Raw genomic sequence first — 13862 nt, 5'->3', positions numbered from 1 at the left:
CCATCCCCCCCCCGAGCGTCACGTCCCAACCCCCCCCCCAGCACCCGCGGCACCCCCGCCCCCAACCCCCCCCGCGCGCACGGGGCGGCGGGGGGCCCCGGGGGGCCCGGGCCCCCCGCGCCGGTGCCGGTTACCCGAACTGTCCGGGCTGGTAGTCGCCGGCGGGCTGCTGAACGAGGACGTTCACGCGGTTGTAGGCGTTGATCAGAGCGATGAGGGACACCAGCGCGGTGAGCTGGTCCTCGTCGTAGTGCTTGGCAGCGTTCGCCCAGGCCTCGTCCGAGACACCGCCACTCGCGTCGGCGATACGGGTGCCCTGCTCGGTCAGCTCCAAGGCGGCGCGCTCGGCATCGCTGAACACCTTCGCCTCGCGCCACGCCGCGACAAGGTTGAGGCGCGTCTGGTCCTCCCCCGCCGCCGTGGCGTCCTTGGTGTGCATGTCGGTGCAGAAACCGCAGCCGTTGATCTGGCTGGCGCGGATCTTCACCAGCTCCTGTGTGGCAGCCGGAAGCGTCGAGTCCGTCACCACCTTGCCGCCCGAGTTGATGTGCTTCAGGACCTTGGCCCCGACGGGGTTGGCGAAGAGGTTCAGGCGGGCTTCTGTCATGGCGAGCTCCTGGTTCGTGCCGGTGGTTACATCCCTCTGACGGAGCGGATCGGCACGATGTGACGAGTTCAGATGTGACGCGCGCCACATGTTCTCTGCCGGTCGGCTCGCGGCAGGCGCACGACCACGGTCCCGCGCTCCAGATCCACCGTGGTCCGGTTCGGTGGCGCCCCGTCCTCGTCGTCGTCCCGCAGGATCAAGGCCGACTGCCGCTCCTTCAGCTCACTCTGCTTGCCCGGAGAAAAACTCGCGTGGAGCTGCTCGAACCCGGTCGCCGAGATCTGGCCCTGCCGCACGCTGTTCCGCCACGGCAGCAGCCCCGCGCGTCCGGCCCGCAGAACCAGCTGGTCGGCGAAGGCCACGACCGTCAGCAGGATGGCCAGACCCGGCAGAGTCATGAAGACGACGAGTCCCATGACGCAAAGTATCCACGGCGCCCTTTTCCAGGCCCGGGCGCCGGTCGCGGGAAACCGCCCTCGGCGCCCCGACAGGGAGTCTGCATGTCCGGCCCGGGTACCGCGTCGCGGCGATCCCGGTAGCTTGGCCCTATGCCCTCTGCACTTGTTGTTGGTTACGACCCCGAGGCAATCCCCGGCGTCGACGCGGGAGCCCTTCGCAAGGGTCTCGACGAGGAGTTGGACCGGTTCGGCGAGCACGGCATCGATGCGGCCATGGCGCTGGTCGTGTTCGACGATTCCGCCGAGTCCGTCCTCGTTGCGGCGCTGACGGAGCGCCCGTGGGACGTGGTGGTCGTCGGCGGTGGGATCCGCAAGACGGAACAGCTACTTCCGCTCCTCGAGGAGATCATGAACCTGATCCGCCTCCATGCACCCCAGGCCGCGATCGCGTTCAACACGAAGGGCGGCGACAGCGTCGAGGCGGCGCTTCGCCGGATGTGAGGCCGGCCGGCCTCGGAAGCAGCGGGCCGGGCGAGAAGCCGTTAGGCGGCCTTCGGCAGGTTCAGGTCGCGGTTGATGGCACGGGCCACGCCCTCGACGATCGTGACGCCGTTCTCCATCGTGCGGTTGCCGTGGGAGAGCACGGCCATCCCGTAGTCGTGACCACCGCCGGTGAACACGCCGACACTGTGCACGCGCCAGCCGTTGGTCGACAGCGGCAGCCAGCCGTTCTTGACGTGAACGGTCGCCGTGCCCGGCGCGCCGGCCGGCGTCCCCCAGCGCTGATCCGGGACGACCCGGTTCATCAGCCGCAGGGCATAGGCCCGGGAGCGCTCGCCGAGCACGGGGTTGTCCGAGGTCAGCAGGCGGAGGAGCGTCACCTGGTCGCCGGCCGTGATCTGCGTACGACCCCACGTGCGCTTCGGGCCGGGCACCGTGTCCCGCATCCCGGCCAGGTCGAGGAAGTGCTGGATGCCGGCGTGGCCCAGCTGGTGCCAGAGGGCGTTCGTGGCGGCGTTGTCCGACTTGGTGATCATCGCCGTGGTCAGGTCGACCTCGCGTGAGGTGAGGTGACGGTGCTGCTCCTCGACCTGGCGCAGCAGCGCGCCGAGGATCGTGACCTTGACGACGCTCGCCGAGTCGAAGGCCGTGCTCGCGCGGAACGTGCACGAGGTGGCCGTGTTCCGGTCGTAGAGCGCGAGCGCCGAGGCCTTGCCGTGTCCGTGGAGCGCGGTGGCTATGTCCCGCTCCAGGCGGTCCGCCAGTCCGGGCCGGTGCGAGGTGCACGTCACCGGGGAGCCTTCGACATTCGTACCGGCACTGCTCGTGCCCGCCTCGGCGGGGGCGGTGACAGCGAACGCGGTGAGCACCGAGCCGGCGGCGAGGGCCGCGGCCAGTCCCTGCTTCGCGCGTCGCGTCAGCGGCATGCGTGTTCCCGGCATGGAGGTTCCGTCCTGCTCTGTGTCGGCGGTCGCATCGGCGGGTGGTGCTCACTGTCGGCGGCGAGGTCGACGTCCCGCGACGCGGTCGGGGCTTCGGCCGATGCCTCGCACCGGGGCTTCAGGCGCATCGTCGGAAGGGTCCGCCCGTTGCACTCGTCGTGCGGCGCTTCCTCGCGCCACCGGGCGGTCGGCCGCCGGATGAGCGGCCCGGATCCCGAACAACGGCGACGCTACAGGGACGAAGGAGCCGGCTGGGCAGAACGTGAGTCGATATGTCAGCTATGGGCGTTTTGGCGATGTGTGATGTTGTTCATTGCCGCATTTGTCGCCAAAGCGGCGATCGGCTCGGCGGGCGGGAGGCCGACGAAGGGTGACGTGGCCGGTCAGGGGCGTGGTGACGCCGGGCCTCCCACGATGATCGACATGCACCCCGCGGCGGCTCTCCACCATCTCGACAGCTCCTTCGTCACCTTCCGGGACTTCGACTTCGGCGCGGGCTCCCACGGGTACCGCTGGATCGACACCAAGCGCTTCGGCCTCCCGACGGACGTACCGGACGCGGACGACCGAGCCCTCCTGGCCGCCCTGATCGCACACCCGCAGTTCCGGGACACGTACGACGGCGCGGGGGTCCAGGACTGGCCGCGGCACGGTCGATGGTGGCTCGAGCACGTCACCCCCGGCGCCTACCAGGCAGTCGACGCCGTCACGGCAACCGACCTCATCCGCACCTGGGCCGCCCGGCACGGCGACGTGCCGCAGGAACTCGAAGCGCGGCTCGTGGAGCACCCCTACGCCCCGATCCGCACGGCGACCAGCCGGTACGTACTGGGCGAGCTTCCCGAGGACGCCCTCCACGACTACGGCCCCATCCACATCGACTTCCATGAACTGGTCCTCATCGAGCGGCCCGCGGCCACCCTCACCCTGCTCGTGGCGGCGGACGACCAGAGCGTGGCGTGCGCGCGACCGAACACCCCGTACTCGCATAAGCGGTCGAACTGACCGACGCGCATGGGTGGTTGAACAGGCCGCCGACTCGGCGCCCGTACGAGGCGACACGCACCGACCCGTCCGCATACGCTTGTCCGCCCTCACCCGACCGCATTACCTTGCGGCGGTGGATCTCTTCTCACGCTCCTGGACAGCATTGCGCACCGCCGTCGCCGAAGTCCCGGACGAGGACTTCGAGCGGCCCTCCGGCTGTGCGGGCTGGCTCGTGCGGGATCTCGTGTGCCACCTGGTCATCGGCGCCCAGGACGTCCTGATCACCTTGGTCACGCCGGCGGACACCGAACCGACCGTGGACGCGGTCACGTACTGGGGAATCGTCGAACCCCCGACCGGGGAGGACCCGCTCGACGCGCTGATCCCCCGGCTGGCCGCCGCCTACGGCGTGCCTCGGTGGCTCAAGTTCCACTTCGACGACGTCGGTTCCGCGGCGGGGCGCGCCGCCCGACTCGCCGATCCCGCCGCCCGCGTCAGCACACGCGACGAGGTCCTGACCGTCGGCGACTTCCTGTCCGCGTACGTCCTCGAATGGACCTTGCACCACCTCGACCTGATCGCGCACCGGCCGACGGCCGCCGAGCCGCCCGCCGAGGCCCTCGCGGCGGTTCGCGCGACGCTGGAGCAGATCGCCGGGACCCCGTTCCCCGCCTCGTTCTCCGACACGGACGCGCTGCTGGTCGGCACCGGACGCCGCTCGCCGACCGACGCCGAGAAGGCCGCGCTGGGAGAATTCGCCGCGCGGCTCCCGCTCCCCATCGGCTGAGCGAGCGGTCGCCGGGCCTGCCCGACCGGGTTCGGCGGCGCGCAACACCCTCCGGGCAGACATGGCCCCGCGCCAACGCGACGTCCGAATGCCGCCAGCGTTCGCTCACACGGGCAGCGAGTATCGGTCACGCCGAAGGTGCCCGCCCCGCTGCGCCACACGTCGTACCGTGACGCCTCGGTCGCACTCGGCGGGGCAGCACCACCGGCCCGCCCCGTAACGCCGCGCGAGAGACCCCCTGCCTTGAACCAGCCGAACCAGCACGCCCCCGCCCCGGACACACTCTTCAGCGACCACGCGACGGCCGGCGCACCGCCCCGCATTCCGCACAGCGCGGCAATCCCGGCACTCAGCGAACTCAACTGGGCAGATCTGTACGGGCGGTTGAACGAGGAAGGCGTCGCCGTCACCCCGCCACTGCTCTCCCGTGAACAGTGCCAGGAGATCATCGACACGTTCGAGGAACCCGGGCTGTTCCGGTCCACCGTGGTCATGCAGCGGTACCAGTTCGGCCGCGGCACGTACAAGTACTACGCCGATCCCTCCGCCGTACCGCTCGTCCGGACCCTTCGCGAGCGGCTCTACCCGCCGATGACGTGGATGGCCAACCAGTGGGCGCCTCAACTCGGCGAGCGCACCTTCCCCGGCACGCTGGACGAGCTGATCGACGAGTGCGCGGACAACGGCCAGAATCGCCCCACGCCGCTGATCCTGCAGTACGGCGAGGGCGACTACGCCTGCCTACACCAGGACATCTACGGCGACATCGTCTTCCCTCTGCAGATCGCCGTCATGCTCAACCAGCCAGGCGATGACTTCACGGGCGGCGAGAACGTGTTCGTCGAGCAGCGCCCCCGCTCCCAGTCCCGCGCCATGGTGGTCAAGCCGCAGCTCGGCCAGGGAATGATCTTCCCGGTACGGCACCGTCCGGTACGCGGCAAGCAGGGGTTCCGCCGTCACCCCGTGCGGCACGGTACGAACGCCGTCGAGTCCGGACACCGCCACACCCTCGGCCTCATCTTCCACAACGCCCGCTGACCGCCCGCTCCCACCGCCGCCTCTCACAACGAGGCACCGACCTCCGTCAGTGTGATGTCCGAATCCCGCCAGACATAGCGGCACATAAGGCGCAGGGTTGGCATCAGGACACCACTGCACGAGGAGACCTGGAAGGAACGGACCCATGACCGTCTACACGACGCTCAACAGCCCGCTGGGTGAACTGCTGCTCGTGGGCGAGGAGTCGGCCACCGCGAAGGGCGGCACCGCGCTCGCCGCGCTGACCGTACCGGGCCGGAAGAACGGCGCCGTCGTCCAGGACGACTGGGCTGCGGACGCGGACGCGTTCGCCGAGATCACCGCGCAGCTGCGCTCGTACTTCGACGGCAGGCTCACACACTTCGACCTCGAGTACACCGGCGGCGGCTCGGAGTTCCAGCGCCGGGTGTGGAAGGCACTGGAAGCCATCCCCTACGGCTGCACCCTGACCTACGGCGGCGTCGCCGCGCACATCGGCGCCCCGAAGGCCGCCGTCCGCGCCGTGGCTTCGGCGATCGGCGCGAACCCGCTGCTCGTCGTACGCCCCTGCCACCGCGTGATCGGCGCCGCCGGGGCCCTCACCGGTTACGCGGGTGGCCTGGAGCGCAAGCGGCAGCTCCTGGACCTGGAGAGCGCTCGCCGGACCGCCTGAACGTGAGACCTCCCGAACGCCCCCGACTCCCGCGACTCCCCCGGCTCCGATGGGCACCCGCACCGTCCGAGCCGGGGTGACACCACCACCGACCCAAGGATCCACACCATGCTGGACACCACGCGCCCGTCGGGCCCGGTCGCGGACCGCGTCGCCCACGAGGAGTGGGGCGCCCTGGCCGACGAGCTCGACACCTACGGAAACGCCCCTACCGGCCGCCTCCTCACGCCCGAGGAGTGCCGCCGGATCGCGGACCTCTACGACGACACCGCACGGTTCCGCACCACCGTGGACATGGCTCGCCATCGCTTCGGCTCCGGGCAGTACCGCTATTTCACCCATGAACTGCCCGATCTCGTCCGTGAGTTGCGGGAGGCGTTCTACCCGAAGCTGCTGCCCGTCGCCCGGGACTGGGCCGACAGACTCGGCAAACCCGCGCCTTGGCCCGACTCGCTCGACGAGTGGATCGAGATGTGCCACGCGGCGGGGCAGGACCGCTCGGCCCAGATTCTGCTGAGGTACGGGCCCGGCGACTGGAACGCGCTGCACCGCGACGTGTTCGGCGACATGCTCTTCCCGCTCCAGGTCGTCATCGGACTCGACGTACCGGGAACCGACTTCACCGGCGGCGAGTTCCTGATGACCGAGCAGCGCGCCCGCGCACAGTCGAGGGGATCGTCCACCACTCTGCCCCAGGGCCACGGACTGGTCTTCACCACACGCGACCGGCCCGTCGCCTCGAAGCGCGGCTGGTCCAACGCCCCCATGCGGCACGGCGTGAGTACCGTGCGCACCGGGCAGCGGCACGCCCTCGGGCTCGTCTTCCACGACGCGGCATGAACCCCGACGGCCCACCCGCCCCGGTCGGGCCCGGACGCACCTACACACTGCTCGACAGGCACGGCGCACCCTGTTCGAGCACGACCCCGGGAACGCTCGGCGGGCACCGCCGCGGGCGCCTCTACGGGCGCCTGGACTGCCCGTCCGCGCTGCGCGCCGTCTCCCGGGGCCCGTACGCGAAGCACCGGGTGTTCTTCCCGTACGAGGCCACCGCCGTCGCGGCCGGATTCCGGCCGTGCGCGGTCTGCCTGCCCGAGGAATACGCCCGCTGGAGAGCCGACCGAGAAAGCACCCACCACGCCATGCACAACGTCTCCGACCGGGAGTCGTCCCGCTCACCCCTGATCAGTCCCACGGATCTGGCCGCGTACGGCGACCTGCCCCGGCCCTCCCCGCACACCGCAGCCGAACTCGGCGCACTCGTAGGTCTGTTGACGCCCGCGAAGTCGCCGATCGAGACCGTCGCCGTGGGGCACAGCCGTGACGCGGCGTCCCGTGCGGCCGCCGACGCGTTCGCCACCGCGTGGACAGCGCGGGGCGGCAGAGTGCTCACGATCGTCAACTGGCCCGAGAGCGCGGCCTCCTGGCTGCGACCGGCCACCCGGCTCACGACCGCACTCCCCGACGCATGGGTGGTGGCCGCGGCCCCGCTCGGCTTCGCCCAACTGGCCCGCCGCCTGCGCCACTCCACCGACTGGGACCCGTCCCGCACCTACGCGTTCGCCTCCCTCAGCGACTCACGTCTCCCGGCCCTCACCGGCCCGGACACCATGCACGGCCTGCGCGGAGCCACAGCCGACGGCGGCACATGGGAGGTGCACCGCAGCTGGGTGACCGCCTACGACACCGCCGGCTCGGCCTCATGACGGCACTCACAGCACGTCTCGGCGAGACGGAAACCTCAGCACTTCGTACAATTTGGCCCCGAACGATACCCTGCTCGGAACGCGCTGTGGTGACGCCGAAGGAGTGTGCTCGTGCCAGGCCAACGATCCATCACCGAAGCCGAGAAGCTGGCGGAGGCGAAGCTCGGCGGAATGCCGGTCCGCCATGAACAGATGGCGGTGGTGGCCAACATCTACCGGGCCGCCTCGGCCGTCCGTCAGCACCTGGAGAACTCCGTCCTGCGTGAGGCCGACCTCACCTGGACCTCGTTCGTCGTGCTCTGGGTGATCTGGGTCTGGGGTGAGTCCGAGACCCGTCACGTGGCCGAGGAGGCCGGTATCTCCAAGGGCACCCTCACCGGGGTCTCCCGCACGCTGGAGGCGCGGCGCCTGGTGCGGCGTGCCGGGCACCCGAGCGACGGGCGGCTCGTGCTGCTCAGCCTCACCGACGAGGGCGAGGAGCTGATGCGACGGGTGTTCCCGAAGTTCAACGAGGAGGAGGCCTTCGTCGCCGGGCAGCTCAGCGACGAGGAGTGCCGCAGCGTCGCGGACGGCCTGCGCAGGGTGGTGCTCCAGGTCGAGGAGCACGGCGAGGAGCGCCGGCTCGCCCTCCTGGACGGCGCCGAGCCCGCCCCCCGCCGCAGCGGACGCCGGCCCAAGGCCTGACCGGCGCCGCGGGAAGTGTCAGCCGTGGGCGCGCGCCGCCCGGACCAGGGCGTCGAAGATGCCTCGCTGTGCGCCGTCCTCGTGTGCCGTGTCCTCCGGATGCCACTGCACGGCGGTGAACCAGGCGCGCGCTCGCGGGAGTTCGAGCGCTTCCACCGTTCCGTCGACGGCGCGGGCGGCGACCTGTAGTCCGGCGCCGAGCCGGTCCACCCGCTGGTGGTGGTAGCAGGACGCGTCCACCTTCTCGGTCCCGGTGGCCTGTTCGAGCAACGAGAGGCGCTCGATCGTCACCGGGTGCACGACGTGCCGGTGCTCGCGTTCGGGGCCGCCCATGTCCTGGTGCAGCGTGCCGCCGAGCGCGGTGTTGACCACCTGGAGTCCCCGGCAGATCGCGAGCAGCGGTATCGCGGCGTCCAGGGCCTGGCGGGCGAGTTCGAGATCGAAGGCGTCCTGGGTGTCGTCGACGTCGTAGACGCTGGCGTGTGCGGCGGCGGCTCCGTAACGGTGCGGTGCGATGTCGCCGCCGCCCGGCAGCAGCAGTCCGTCGAAGCGGGCCAGCCGGGCGGCCACCTCGCCGGGGTCGGCGGTTCCGCCGGGTGCGTGCGGGTGGAGGGTGACCGGTTCCCCGCCGGCGTTCCAGACCGCCTCGATCAGGGCGCGGGCGTTGACCTCCGCGGCGTACCGAAGGGCCGAGGTGGAGGCGGCGAAGCGGGCCGGTACGGCGATGAGGGGCCGGGGCGTCACAGCTGGATCCAGGTGGTCTTGAGTTCGGTGTACTTCTCGAGTGCGTGGGCGGACTTGTCCCGGCCGTTGCCGGACTGCTTCATGCCGCCGAAGGGCACGGTGAGATCGCCCTCCTCGTAGCAGTTGACCCACACCGTTCCGGCCTTGAGGGCGCGGGAGACCCGGTGAGCGGTGGACAGGTCGGAGGTCCACAGCCCGGCGGCGAGTCCGTACTCGGTGGCGTTGGCCAGGGCGACGGCCTCGTCGAGGTCGTCGAAGGTGAGGACCGACAGGACGGGGCCGAAGATCTCTTCCCGGGCGAGCCGCATCCCCGGGTTCACCGCGTCGAAGACGGTGGGCTGCAGGAAGCTGCCGCCGGTGTCGGTCAGGGTGCGGGCACCGCCGGTGCGCAGTCGCGCTCCCTCGCTCGTGCCCGTGTCGATGTGGTCGAGTACGCGGCCGAGGTGGGCCTCGCCGACCAGGGCGCCCATCTCGGTGGCGGGGTCGAGGGGGTCCCCGACACGCAGTTCGCCCGCCCGTCGCACGATCGCCTCCGTGACACGTTCGGCGACCGAGGTGTGGACGAGGAGGCGGGAGGGTGCGGTGCACATCTCGCCCTGGTTGAAGAAGATGCCCCAGGCCGCGGTCGCGGCCGCCTTCTCCAGGTCGGGGGCGTCGGGCAGGATGATGTTGGGTGACTTGCCGCCCAGTTCGAGCCAGACCCGCTTGAGGTTGGAGTCCGCGGCGTAGCGCAGGAAGTGCCGTCCGACGGCCGTCGACCCCGTGAAGGCGAGGACGTCGACGTCCGGGTGCAGTCCGATGGCGCGCCCGGCGGTGGGGCCGTCGCCGGTGACGACGTTCAGGACGCCGGGGGGCAGGCCCGCCTCGGTGGCCAGCCGCCCCAGTTGCAGCGCCGACAGGGGTGAGTTCTCGGAGGGCTTGAGGACGACCGTGCAGCCGGCCGCGAGCGCCGGGGCGACCTTCCAGGAGGCGATGGTCAGGGGGAAGTTCCACGGGACGACCGCGCCGACGACTCCGGCCGGCTCGCGGGTGACGAGGGCGAGTGCGTCGGGCGCGGTGTGCGGGGACTCGTCGGTGAGCTTGTCGGCCAGCTGCCCGTAGAAGCGGAAGGTGTTGACGGCGGCACGCAGCTCGATGTCGTAGGCGTCCGTGATGGGTTTGCCCATCTCCAGGCTCACCGTGAGAGCGAGGCGATCGCGCCGTTCCTCCAGCAGGTCGGCCAGGCTGAGCAGGGCGCGGCCGCGGTCGGCGGGGGCGAGGCGGGGCCATGGACCGGCGTCGAAGGCGCGGCGCGCGGCGGCCACCGCGGCGTCGGCCTCGGCCGCGCCACCGTCCGCGACCTGTGCGAGGACCTGTCCATCACGGGGTGACACGGCCGCGTAGGTAGCGCCGCCGCCCGGTTCGTCGGCGCCGTCGATGTGGTGGAAGCCGGACAGGTCCAGCTCCTTGGCGCGGCTCAGCCACTCGTCGTGGGTGCGTTCCAGCATGGTGTGGCCTCCGGCTCACTGAATACGTTTGAGGTCAAATGGAAACGGGTCCGCGGGTCGGGGTGCGCCGGTGACGTGTGCGCCGGGCGCACCCCGAGAGGGAACGGACGGAGTCAGGCCGTCGCGCCCGGCCGCGCTCGGACGGCCCGGGCCGAGACGGCGCTCAGCACGAGGACGGCCGGGACGCTCAGCACGAGCCAGGTCGCCGTCCGGGCCGAACCGCCGATGAGCGTCGTGAAGTTGGCCAGGATCACCCAGATCGCGCCCCCGATTCCGAGCGCGCCCAGGGCCGGGGCGATCAGCGTGTTCCAGGGGCGGGTGTCGAGGCGTTCACGGCGGAAGAAGACGATCACGGAGACCGACGTCAGGAAGTACAGCAGCATCATCGCGAGGACGGCCACGCCGCTGAACCAGGAGAAGAGGCTCAGCACTGGGTCCTTGCCGAGCAGCGCGAACGGCACGACGAGGAGCAGCGCGAGCGCGGTCTGCACCGTACCGGCGGCCCAGGGCGAGTGGCGCCGGTTGAGCGTACAGAGCCTGCGCGGGAGCACCCCTTCGCGGCCGAGCGAGAAGAGGTAGCGGTTGGCGGAGTTGTGGAAGGCGAGGATGCCGGCGAAGAGCGAGGTGGCGAGCAGGACAGGCAGGAGGTCTCCAGCCCAGCCGCCGAACAGGTCCGCGACCGGTGAGAGGACGAACACCACGCCGTCGCCGCCCGCCAGCGCCTTGCCCGCGGCCGCGGTGGCGTGCGAGGCGCCGTACGCGGAGACGAGCATCCAGGAGGTGAACGCGAAGAAGCCGGTGACGACGGCGACGGACAGGTACGTGGCGCGCGGAACGGTCTTCTTGGGCTCGCGTGCCTCCTCGCCGTAGATCGCGGTCGCCTCGAAGCCGAACATCGACGCCACCGCGAACATCAGCGCCACCCCCGGTGCCCCTTGCAGCGCGGCCTTCGGCGAGAAACTCCGGGCGAAGCCGAGCCCTTCCGGGCCGCCGCCCTTGATGAGGGTGACCAGCGCGAAGACGAGCAGGATGCTGAACTCGGCGAGGACGAAGACCGCGAGCACCTTGGCGCCCATCTCGATGCCCGCGGCGCCGAGCACCTGCACGATCACCATCGTGACCACCGCCCAGACCCACCACGGCGCGTCGAGGCCCGTGTACTGCGCCACCAGCCCGCTCACGATGGACCCGTAGAGCCCGTACATGGCGGCCTGGATCGTGCAGTAGGCGAAGAGCGCGACACCTGCGCTGCCGGTGCCCGTGGTCCGGCCCAGGCCCCTGCCTATGTATGTGTAGAAGGCGCCCGCGTCGACGACGTGGCGGCCCATGGCGACGAAGCCGACCGAGAAGAGGAAGATCACGGCCCCGGCGACGGCGTATCCGGCCGGGGCGCCCGCGCCGTTGCCGAGGCCGACGGAGATGGGGAGGGCGCCTGCGATGCCGGTCAGCGGCGCCTGCGCGGAGAGGACGAAGAAGAGGATGCCCACGACGCCGAGGGCGTTGGACTTGAGCTTGCCTGCTGTGGGCGGGGCCTGCACGGTCTGTTGCCTTGCGACCGTCTGACTGTCCACGCGGATCACCTGCCGGGGATGAGGGGAGGGGCGATTCGTTTCAGGCCAAACGAGTTGCCCCATAGTCGGATGGGACCCGGCGTTTGGCAAGGCCCTGCGGGATGTTCCCGGTCGGGCTCCGCCCGTCCCTCGAACTCGTGGGGGCGAAGGGTCAGGCGTCTTCTGCGGAGTCGGCCCCGAGCCCGCGCAGCAGGGACCTCAGCTCCTCCAGAGCGGCCTCGGTCATCTCCGGCTCGCCCAGTACCAGCTGGTGCAGGACGAGGCCGTCCAGCGCGGCGAAGACGAGCCGCATGAGCGCCGGGCTCGCATCCTTCGGAAGCATGCGGTTCAACTCGCGCTGGGCCGCGTCGAAGTACTCGTCGTACAGGGTGCGCAGCGGCGGCAGCAGCTCCGGCCTGCGCCGGGACTCCAGCATCAGCTCGTACTGGAACGCCTGCAGGTCCGGGTTGGCGGCGACCATCTCCGACAGCCCCGCCGAGAAGTCCGCGGTCCTGCCGGTGCCGGACTCCATGGCGCTGGTGTGCAGGCTGGTGTGCACCGTGTGGGCCAGCGCCGCCTCGATGAGGGCGTCGCGGGAACCGAAGTGGTGCACGACCAGACCGTGGGTGACACCGGCCTCCTCCGCGACGGCGCGGTAGGTCAGTCTGCGCAGGCCACCGCGGGCCACCACCCGCACGGCCGCGCTCAGGAGCGCGTCACGGCCCGCTCCGTAGTCCAGCCGTTTGCGCGCCCCGCCTCGCGGGCTTCGGCTCTTCTTCTGTTCTGGCGCTTCGGCGGATTCGGTCACGTCAGGGACCCTACCTAGCCCGCGGTGGCTGCCGGTCCATCGCGCAGCACCGCGCTCGGGGCGCCGTGCCGGGCGGCTTCGGAGGCCGGCCCGGCACGGCGCGGTTCGTGATCCGTCAGCCCCGGCGGGGCGGGCGGACGCCGCGGAACTCCCAGTCGCCGCCCAGCGCGGTGGACAGGACTTCCTCGGACTCGGTGGGCTGGGCCCCCACGTCGGAGCGGATCGCGGTGGGGCCGGTGACGATGTGGTTGGTCAGCCGCCCCAGCCCTTCCACCTCCACCTCGACGACGTCACCGGGCTGCACGGGACGGGAGTTGGCCGGTGTGCCGGACAGCAGTACGTCGCCGGGGTACAGCGTGATGGTGCGGGCGATGTCGGCCACGAGGTAGTGCATGTCCCACTCCATCTCCGCGGTCGAGCCGTCCTGCACCACCTCTCCGTTGACGTAGGTGCGCAGGTACTTGTCGTGGAAGTCCCAGTCGGTGACCAGGCCCGGGCCGAGCGGGCACAGGGTGTCGGAGCCCTTCACCCGCAGCATGGAGCCGGCGTCGGTGTCCCGGAAGTCGTGCAGGCCGTAGTCGTTGGCGACCGTGTAGCCCGCGATGTACTCCCCCGCCTCGGCCGGCGAGATGTTGCGCGCCGTCCTGCCGATCACGATGGCGACCTCGCCCTCGTAGTTGAGCCACCTGCAGCCCTCGGGCCGCACGATGGCGCCCTTGTGGGAGTTGAGGGCCGAGGTGGGCTTGTGGAAGTACGTCGGGGTGGGTGTGAGTTCGATCTGGAACTCGTCGACGCGGCTGCGGTGGTTGAGATGGACGGCGACGACCTTCGAGGGGACGACCGGGGGAAGGTGCTGGGCGTCCTCGATCTTGACGCGGCGGCCGTCGCCGGCGACCAGTTCGTCGTCCTCGCGGAGGACCTGGACGGCCGCGCCGTCCAGGAGGATGCGGCGGTACTCGGGCATGAGGGGGC

The 13862-nt window shown here is 71.0% G+C and carries 16 protein-coding genes; 8 read left to right on the top strand and 8 right to left on the bottom strand.

What is annotated here, in order from left to right:
• Positions 1 to 130: 130 nt before the first annotated feature.
• Positions 131 to 607: a carboxymuconolactone decarboxylase family protein gene (locus ACFC96_RS38470; protein WP_340456790.1), complete on the bottom strand. Its 477-nt coding sequence runs from the start codon at positions 605 to 607 to the stop codon at positions 131 to 133.
• Positions 608 to 675: 68 nt separating this feature from the next.
• Positions 676 to 1023, bottom strand: coding sequence for a DUF6191 domain-containing protein (locus ACFC96_RS38465; protein WP_376616883.1), 348 nt, complete (start codon positions 1021 to 1023; stop codon positions 676 to 678).
• A gap of 132 nt (positions 1024 to 1155) precedes the next feature.
• Here ACFC96_RS38465 and ACFC96_RS38460 point away from each other — a divergent pair, with 132 nt between their 5' ends.
• A complete protein-coding gene (locus ACFC96_RS38460) occupies positions 1156 to 1506 on the top strand; it encodes a hypothetical protein (protein WP_340456792.1) in 351 nt (116 codons plus the stop codon).
• Positions 1507 to 1547: 41 nt separating this feature from the next.
• Here the strand turns inward: ACFC96_RS38460 and ACFC96_RS38455 are convergent, their stop codons facing one another.
• Complete coding sequence (locus tag ACFC96_RS38455; protein WP_376616881.1) at positions 1548 to 2432, bottom strand: serine hydrolase; 885 nt, start codon at positions 2430 to 2432, stop codon at positions 1548 to 1550.
• Between the two features lie 438 nt (positions 2433 to 2870).
• On the opposite strand from ACFC96_RS38455, the gene ACFC96_RS38450 reads away from it, so the two are divergent.
• The 7 genes from ACFC96_RS38450 to ACFC96_RS38420 all read left to right on the top strand — a co-directional run bounded on the left by ACFC96_RS38450 (position 2871) and on the right by ACFC96_RS38420 (position 8301).
• Positions 2871 to 3452 (top strand): hypothetical protein, encoded by a 582-nt coding sequence (locus ACFC96_RS38450; RefSeq protein WP_376616879.1) that lies wholly within the window; start codon positions 2871 to 2873, stop codon positions 3450 to 3452.
• Positions 3453 to 3567: 115 nt separating this feature from the next.
• The gene (locus tag ACFC96_RS38445) at positions 3568 to 4221 is read left to right on the top strand and encodes a maleylpyruvate isomerase N-terminal domain-containing protein (RefSeq protein ID WP_376616877.1); all 654 of its coding nucleotides are present in this window, start codon (positions 3568 to 3570) and stop codon (positions 4219 to 4221) included.
• Between the two features lie 243 nt (positions 4222 to 4464).
• Positions 4465 to 5259, top strand: coding sequence for a 2OG-Fe(II) oxygenase (locus tag ACFC96_RS38440; protein ID WP_376616875.1), 795 nt, complete (start codon positions 4465 to 4467; stop codon positions 5257 to 5259).
• Positions 5260 to 5404: 145 nt separating this feature from the next.
• On the top strand, positions 5405 to 5911 hold the full coding sequence (locus ACFC96_RS38435) for a methylated-DNA--[protein]-cysteine S-methyltransferase (RefSeq protein ID WP_376616873.1): 507 nt from the start codon (positions 5405 to 5407) through the stop codon (positions 5909 to 5911).
• A gap of 108 nt (positions 5912 to 6019) precedes the next feature.
• Positions 6020 to 6751, top strand: coding sequence for a 2OG-Fe(II) oxygenase (locus tag ACFC96_RS38430; RefSeq protein WP_376616871.1), 732 nt, complete (start codon positions 6020 to 6022; stop codon positions 6749 to 6751).
• A complete protein-coding gene (locus tag ACFC96_RS38425) occupies positions 6748 to 7617 on the top strand; it encodes an Ada metal-binding domain-containing protein (RefSeq protein WP_376616869.1) in 870 nt (289 codons plus the stop codon). The genes ACFC96_RS38430 and ACFC96_RS38425 overlap by 4 nt, the downstream gene beginning before the upstream one ends.
• A 111-nt stretch (positions 7618 to 7728) precedes the next feature.
• Complete coding sequence (locus ACFC96_RS38420) at positions 7729 to 8301, top strand: MarR family winged helix-turn-helix transcriptional regulator (protein ID WP_227299457.1); 573 nt, start codon at positions 7729 to 7731, stop codon at positions 8299 to 8301.
• A gap of 18 nt (positions 8302 to 8319) precedes the next feature.
• On the opposite strand, the gene ACFC96_RS38415 is transcribed toward ACFC96_RS38420, so the two are convergent.
• The 5 genes from ACFC96_RS38415 to ACFC96_RS38395 all read right to left on the bottom strand — a co-directional run bounded on the left by ACFC96_RS38415 (position 8320) and on the right by ACFC96_RS38395 (position 13854).
• Positions 8320 to 9045 carry a gamma-glutamyl-gamma-aminobutyrate hydrolase family protein gene (locus ACFC96_RS38415; RefSeq protein ID WP_340456802.1) on the bottom strand — a complete coding sequence of 242 codons (726 nt, stop codon included), beginning with the start codon at positions 9043 to 9045 and terminating at the stop codon, positions 8320 to 8322.
• Complete coding sequence (locus ACFC96_RS38410) at positions 9042 to 10532, bottom strand: aldehyde dehydrogenase (protein ID WP_376616867.1); 1491 nt, start codon at positions 10530 to 10532, stop codon at positions 9042 to 9044. The genes ACFC96_RS38415 and ACFC96_RS38410 overlap by 4 nt, the downstream gene beginning before the upstream one ends.
• A gap of 113 nt (positions 10533 to 10645) precedes the next feature.
• Positions 10646 to 12103 (bottom strand): APC family permease, encoded by a 1458-nt coding sequence (locus ACFC96_RS38405; protein WP_376260960.1) that lies wholly within the window; start codon positions 12101 to 12103, stop codon positions 10646 to 10648.
• A gap of 151 nt (positions 12104 to 12254) precedes the next feature.
• Positions 12255 to 12890: a TetR family transcriptional regulator gene (locus tag ACFC96_RS38400; protein ID WP_340456805.1), complete on the bottom strand. Its 636-nt coding sequence runs from the start codon at positions 12888 to 12890 to the stop codon at positions 12255 to 12257.
• A 115-nt stretch (positions 12891 to 13005) separates the two neighbouring features.
• Positions 13006 to 13854 carry a fumarylacetoacetate hydrolase family protein gene (locus tag ACFC96_RS38395; protein ID WP_376616865.1) on the bottom strand — a complete coding sequence of 283 codons (849 nt, stop codon included), beginning with the start codon at positions 13852 to 13854 and terminating at the stop codon, positions 13006 to 13008.
• Positions 13855 to 13862 lie beyond the last annotated feature (8 nt).

This window comes from Streptomyces sp. NPDC055955, from assembly GCF_042270245.1.
Lineage (GTDB): Bacteria > Actinomycetota > Actinomycetes > Streptomycetales > Streptomycetaceae > Streptomyces.
Note: the sequence above shows the minus strand (reverse complement) of the source record. Positions and strands in the feature narration are given on the sequence as shown.

Coding starts and splice junctions, on each gene's coding strand:
- ACFC96_RS38470 (WP_340456790.1), bottom strand. CDS start 607: ATGACAGAAGCCCGCCTGAACCTCTTCGCCAACCCCGTCGGGGCCAAG.
- ACFC96_RS38460 (WP_340456792.1), top strand. CDS start 1,156: ATGCCCTCTGCACTTGTTGTTGGTTACGACCCCGAGGCAATCCCCGGC.
- ACFC96_RS38455 (WP_376616881.1), bottom strand. CDS start 2,432: ATGCCGCTGACGCGACGCGCGAAGCAGGGACTGGCCGCGGCCCTCGCC.
- ACFC96_RS38430 (WP_376616871.1), top strand. CDS start 6,020: ATGCTGGACACCACGCGCCCGTCGGGCCCGGTCGCGGACCGCGTCGCC.
- ACFC96_RS38435 (WP_376616873.1), top strand. CDS start 5,405: ATGACCGTCTACACGACGCTCAACAGCCCGCTGGGTGAACTGCTGCTC.
- ACFC96_RS38465 (WP_376616883.1), bottom strand. CDS start 1,023: ATGGGACTCGTCGTCTTCATGACTCTGCCGGGTCTGGCCATCCTGCTG.
- ACFC96_RS38425 (WP_376616869.1), top strand. CDS start 6,748: ATGAACCCCGACGGCCCACCCGCCCCGGTCGGGCCCGGACGCACCTAC.
- ACFC96_RS38410 (WP_376616867.1), bottom strand. CDS start 10,532: ATGCTGGAACGCACCCACGACGAGTGGCTGAGCCGCGCCAAGGAGCTG.
- ACFC96_RS38395 (WP_376616865.1), bottom strand. CDS start 13,854: ATGCCCGAGTACCGCCGCATCCTCCTGGACGGCGCGGCCGTCCAGGTC.
- ACFC96_RS38450 (WP_376616879.1), top strand. CDS start 2,871: ATGCACCCCGCGGCGGCTCTCCACCATCTCGACAGCTCCTTCGTCACC.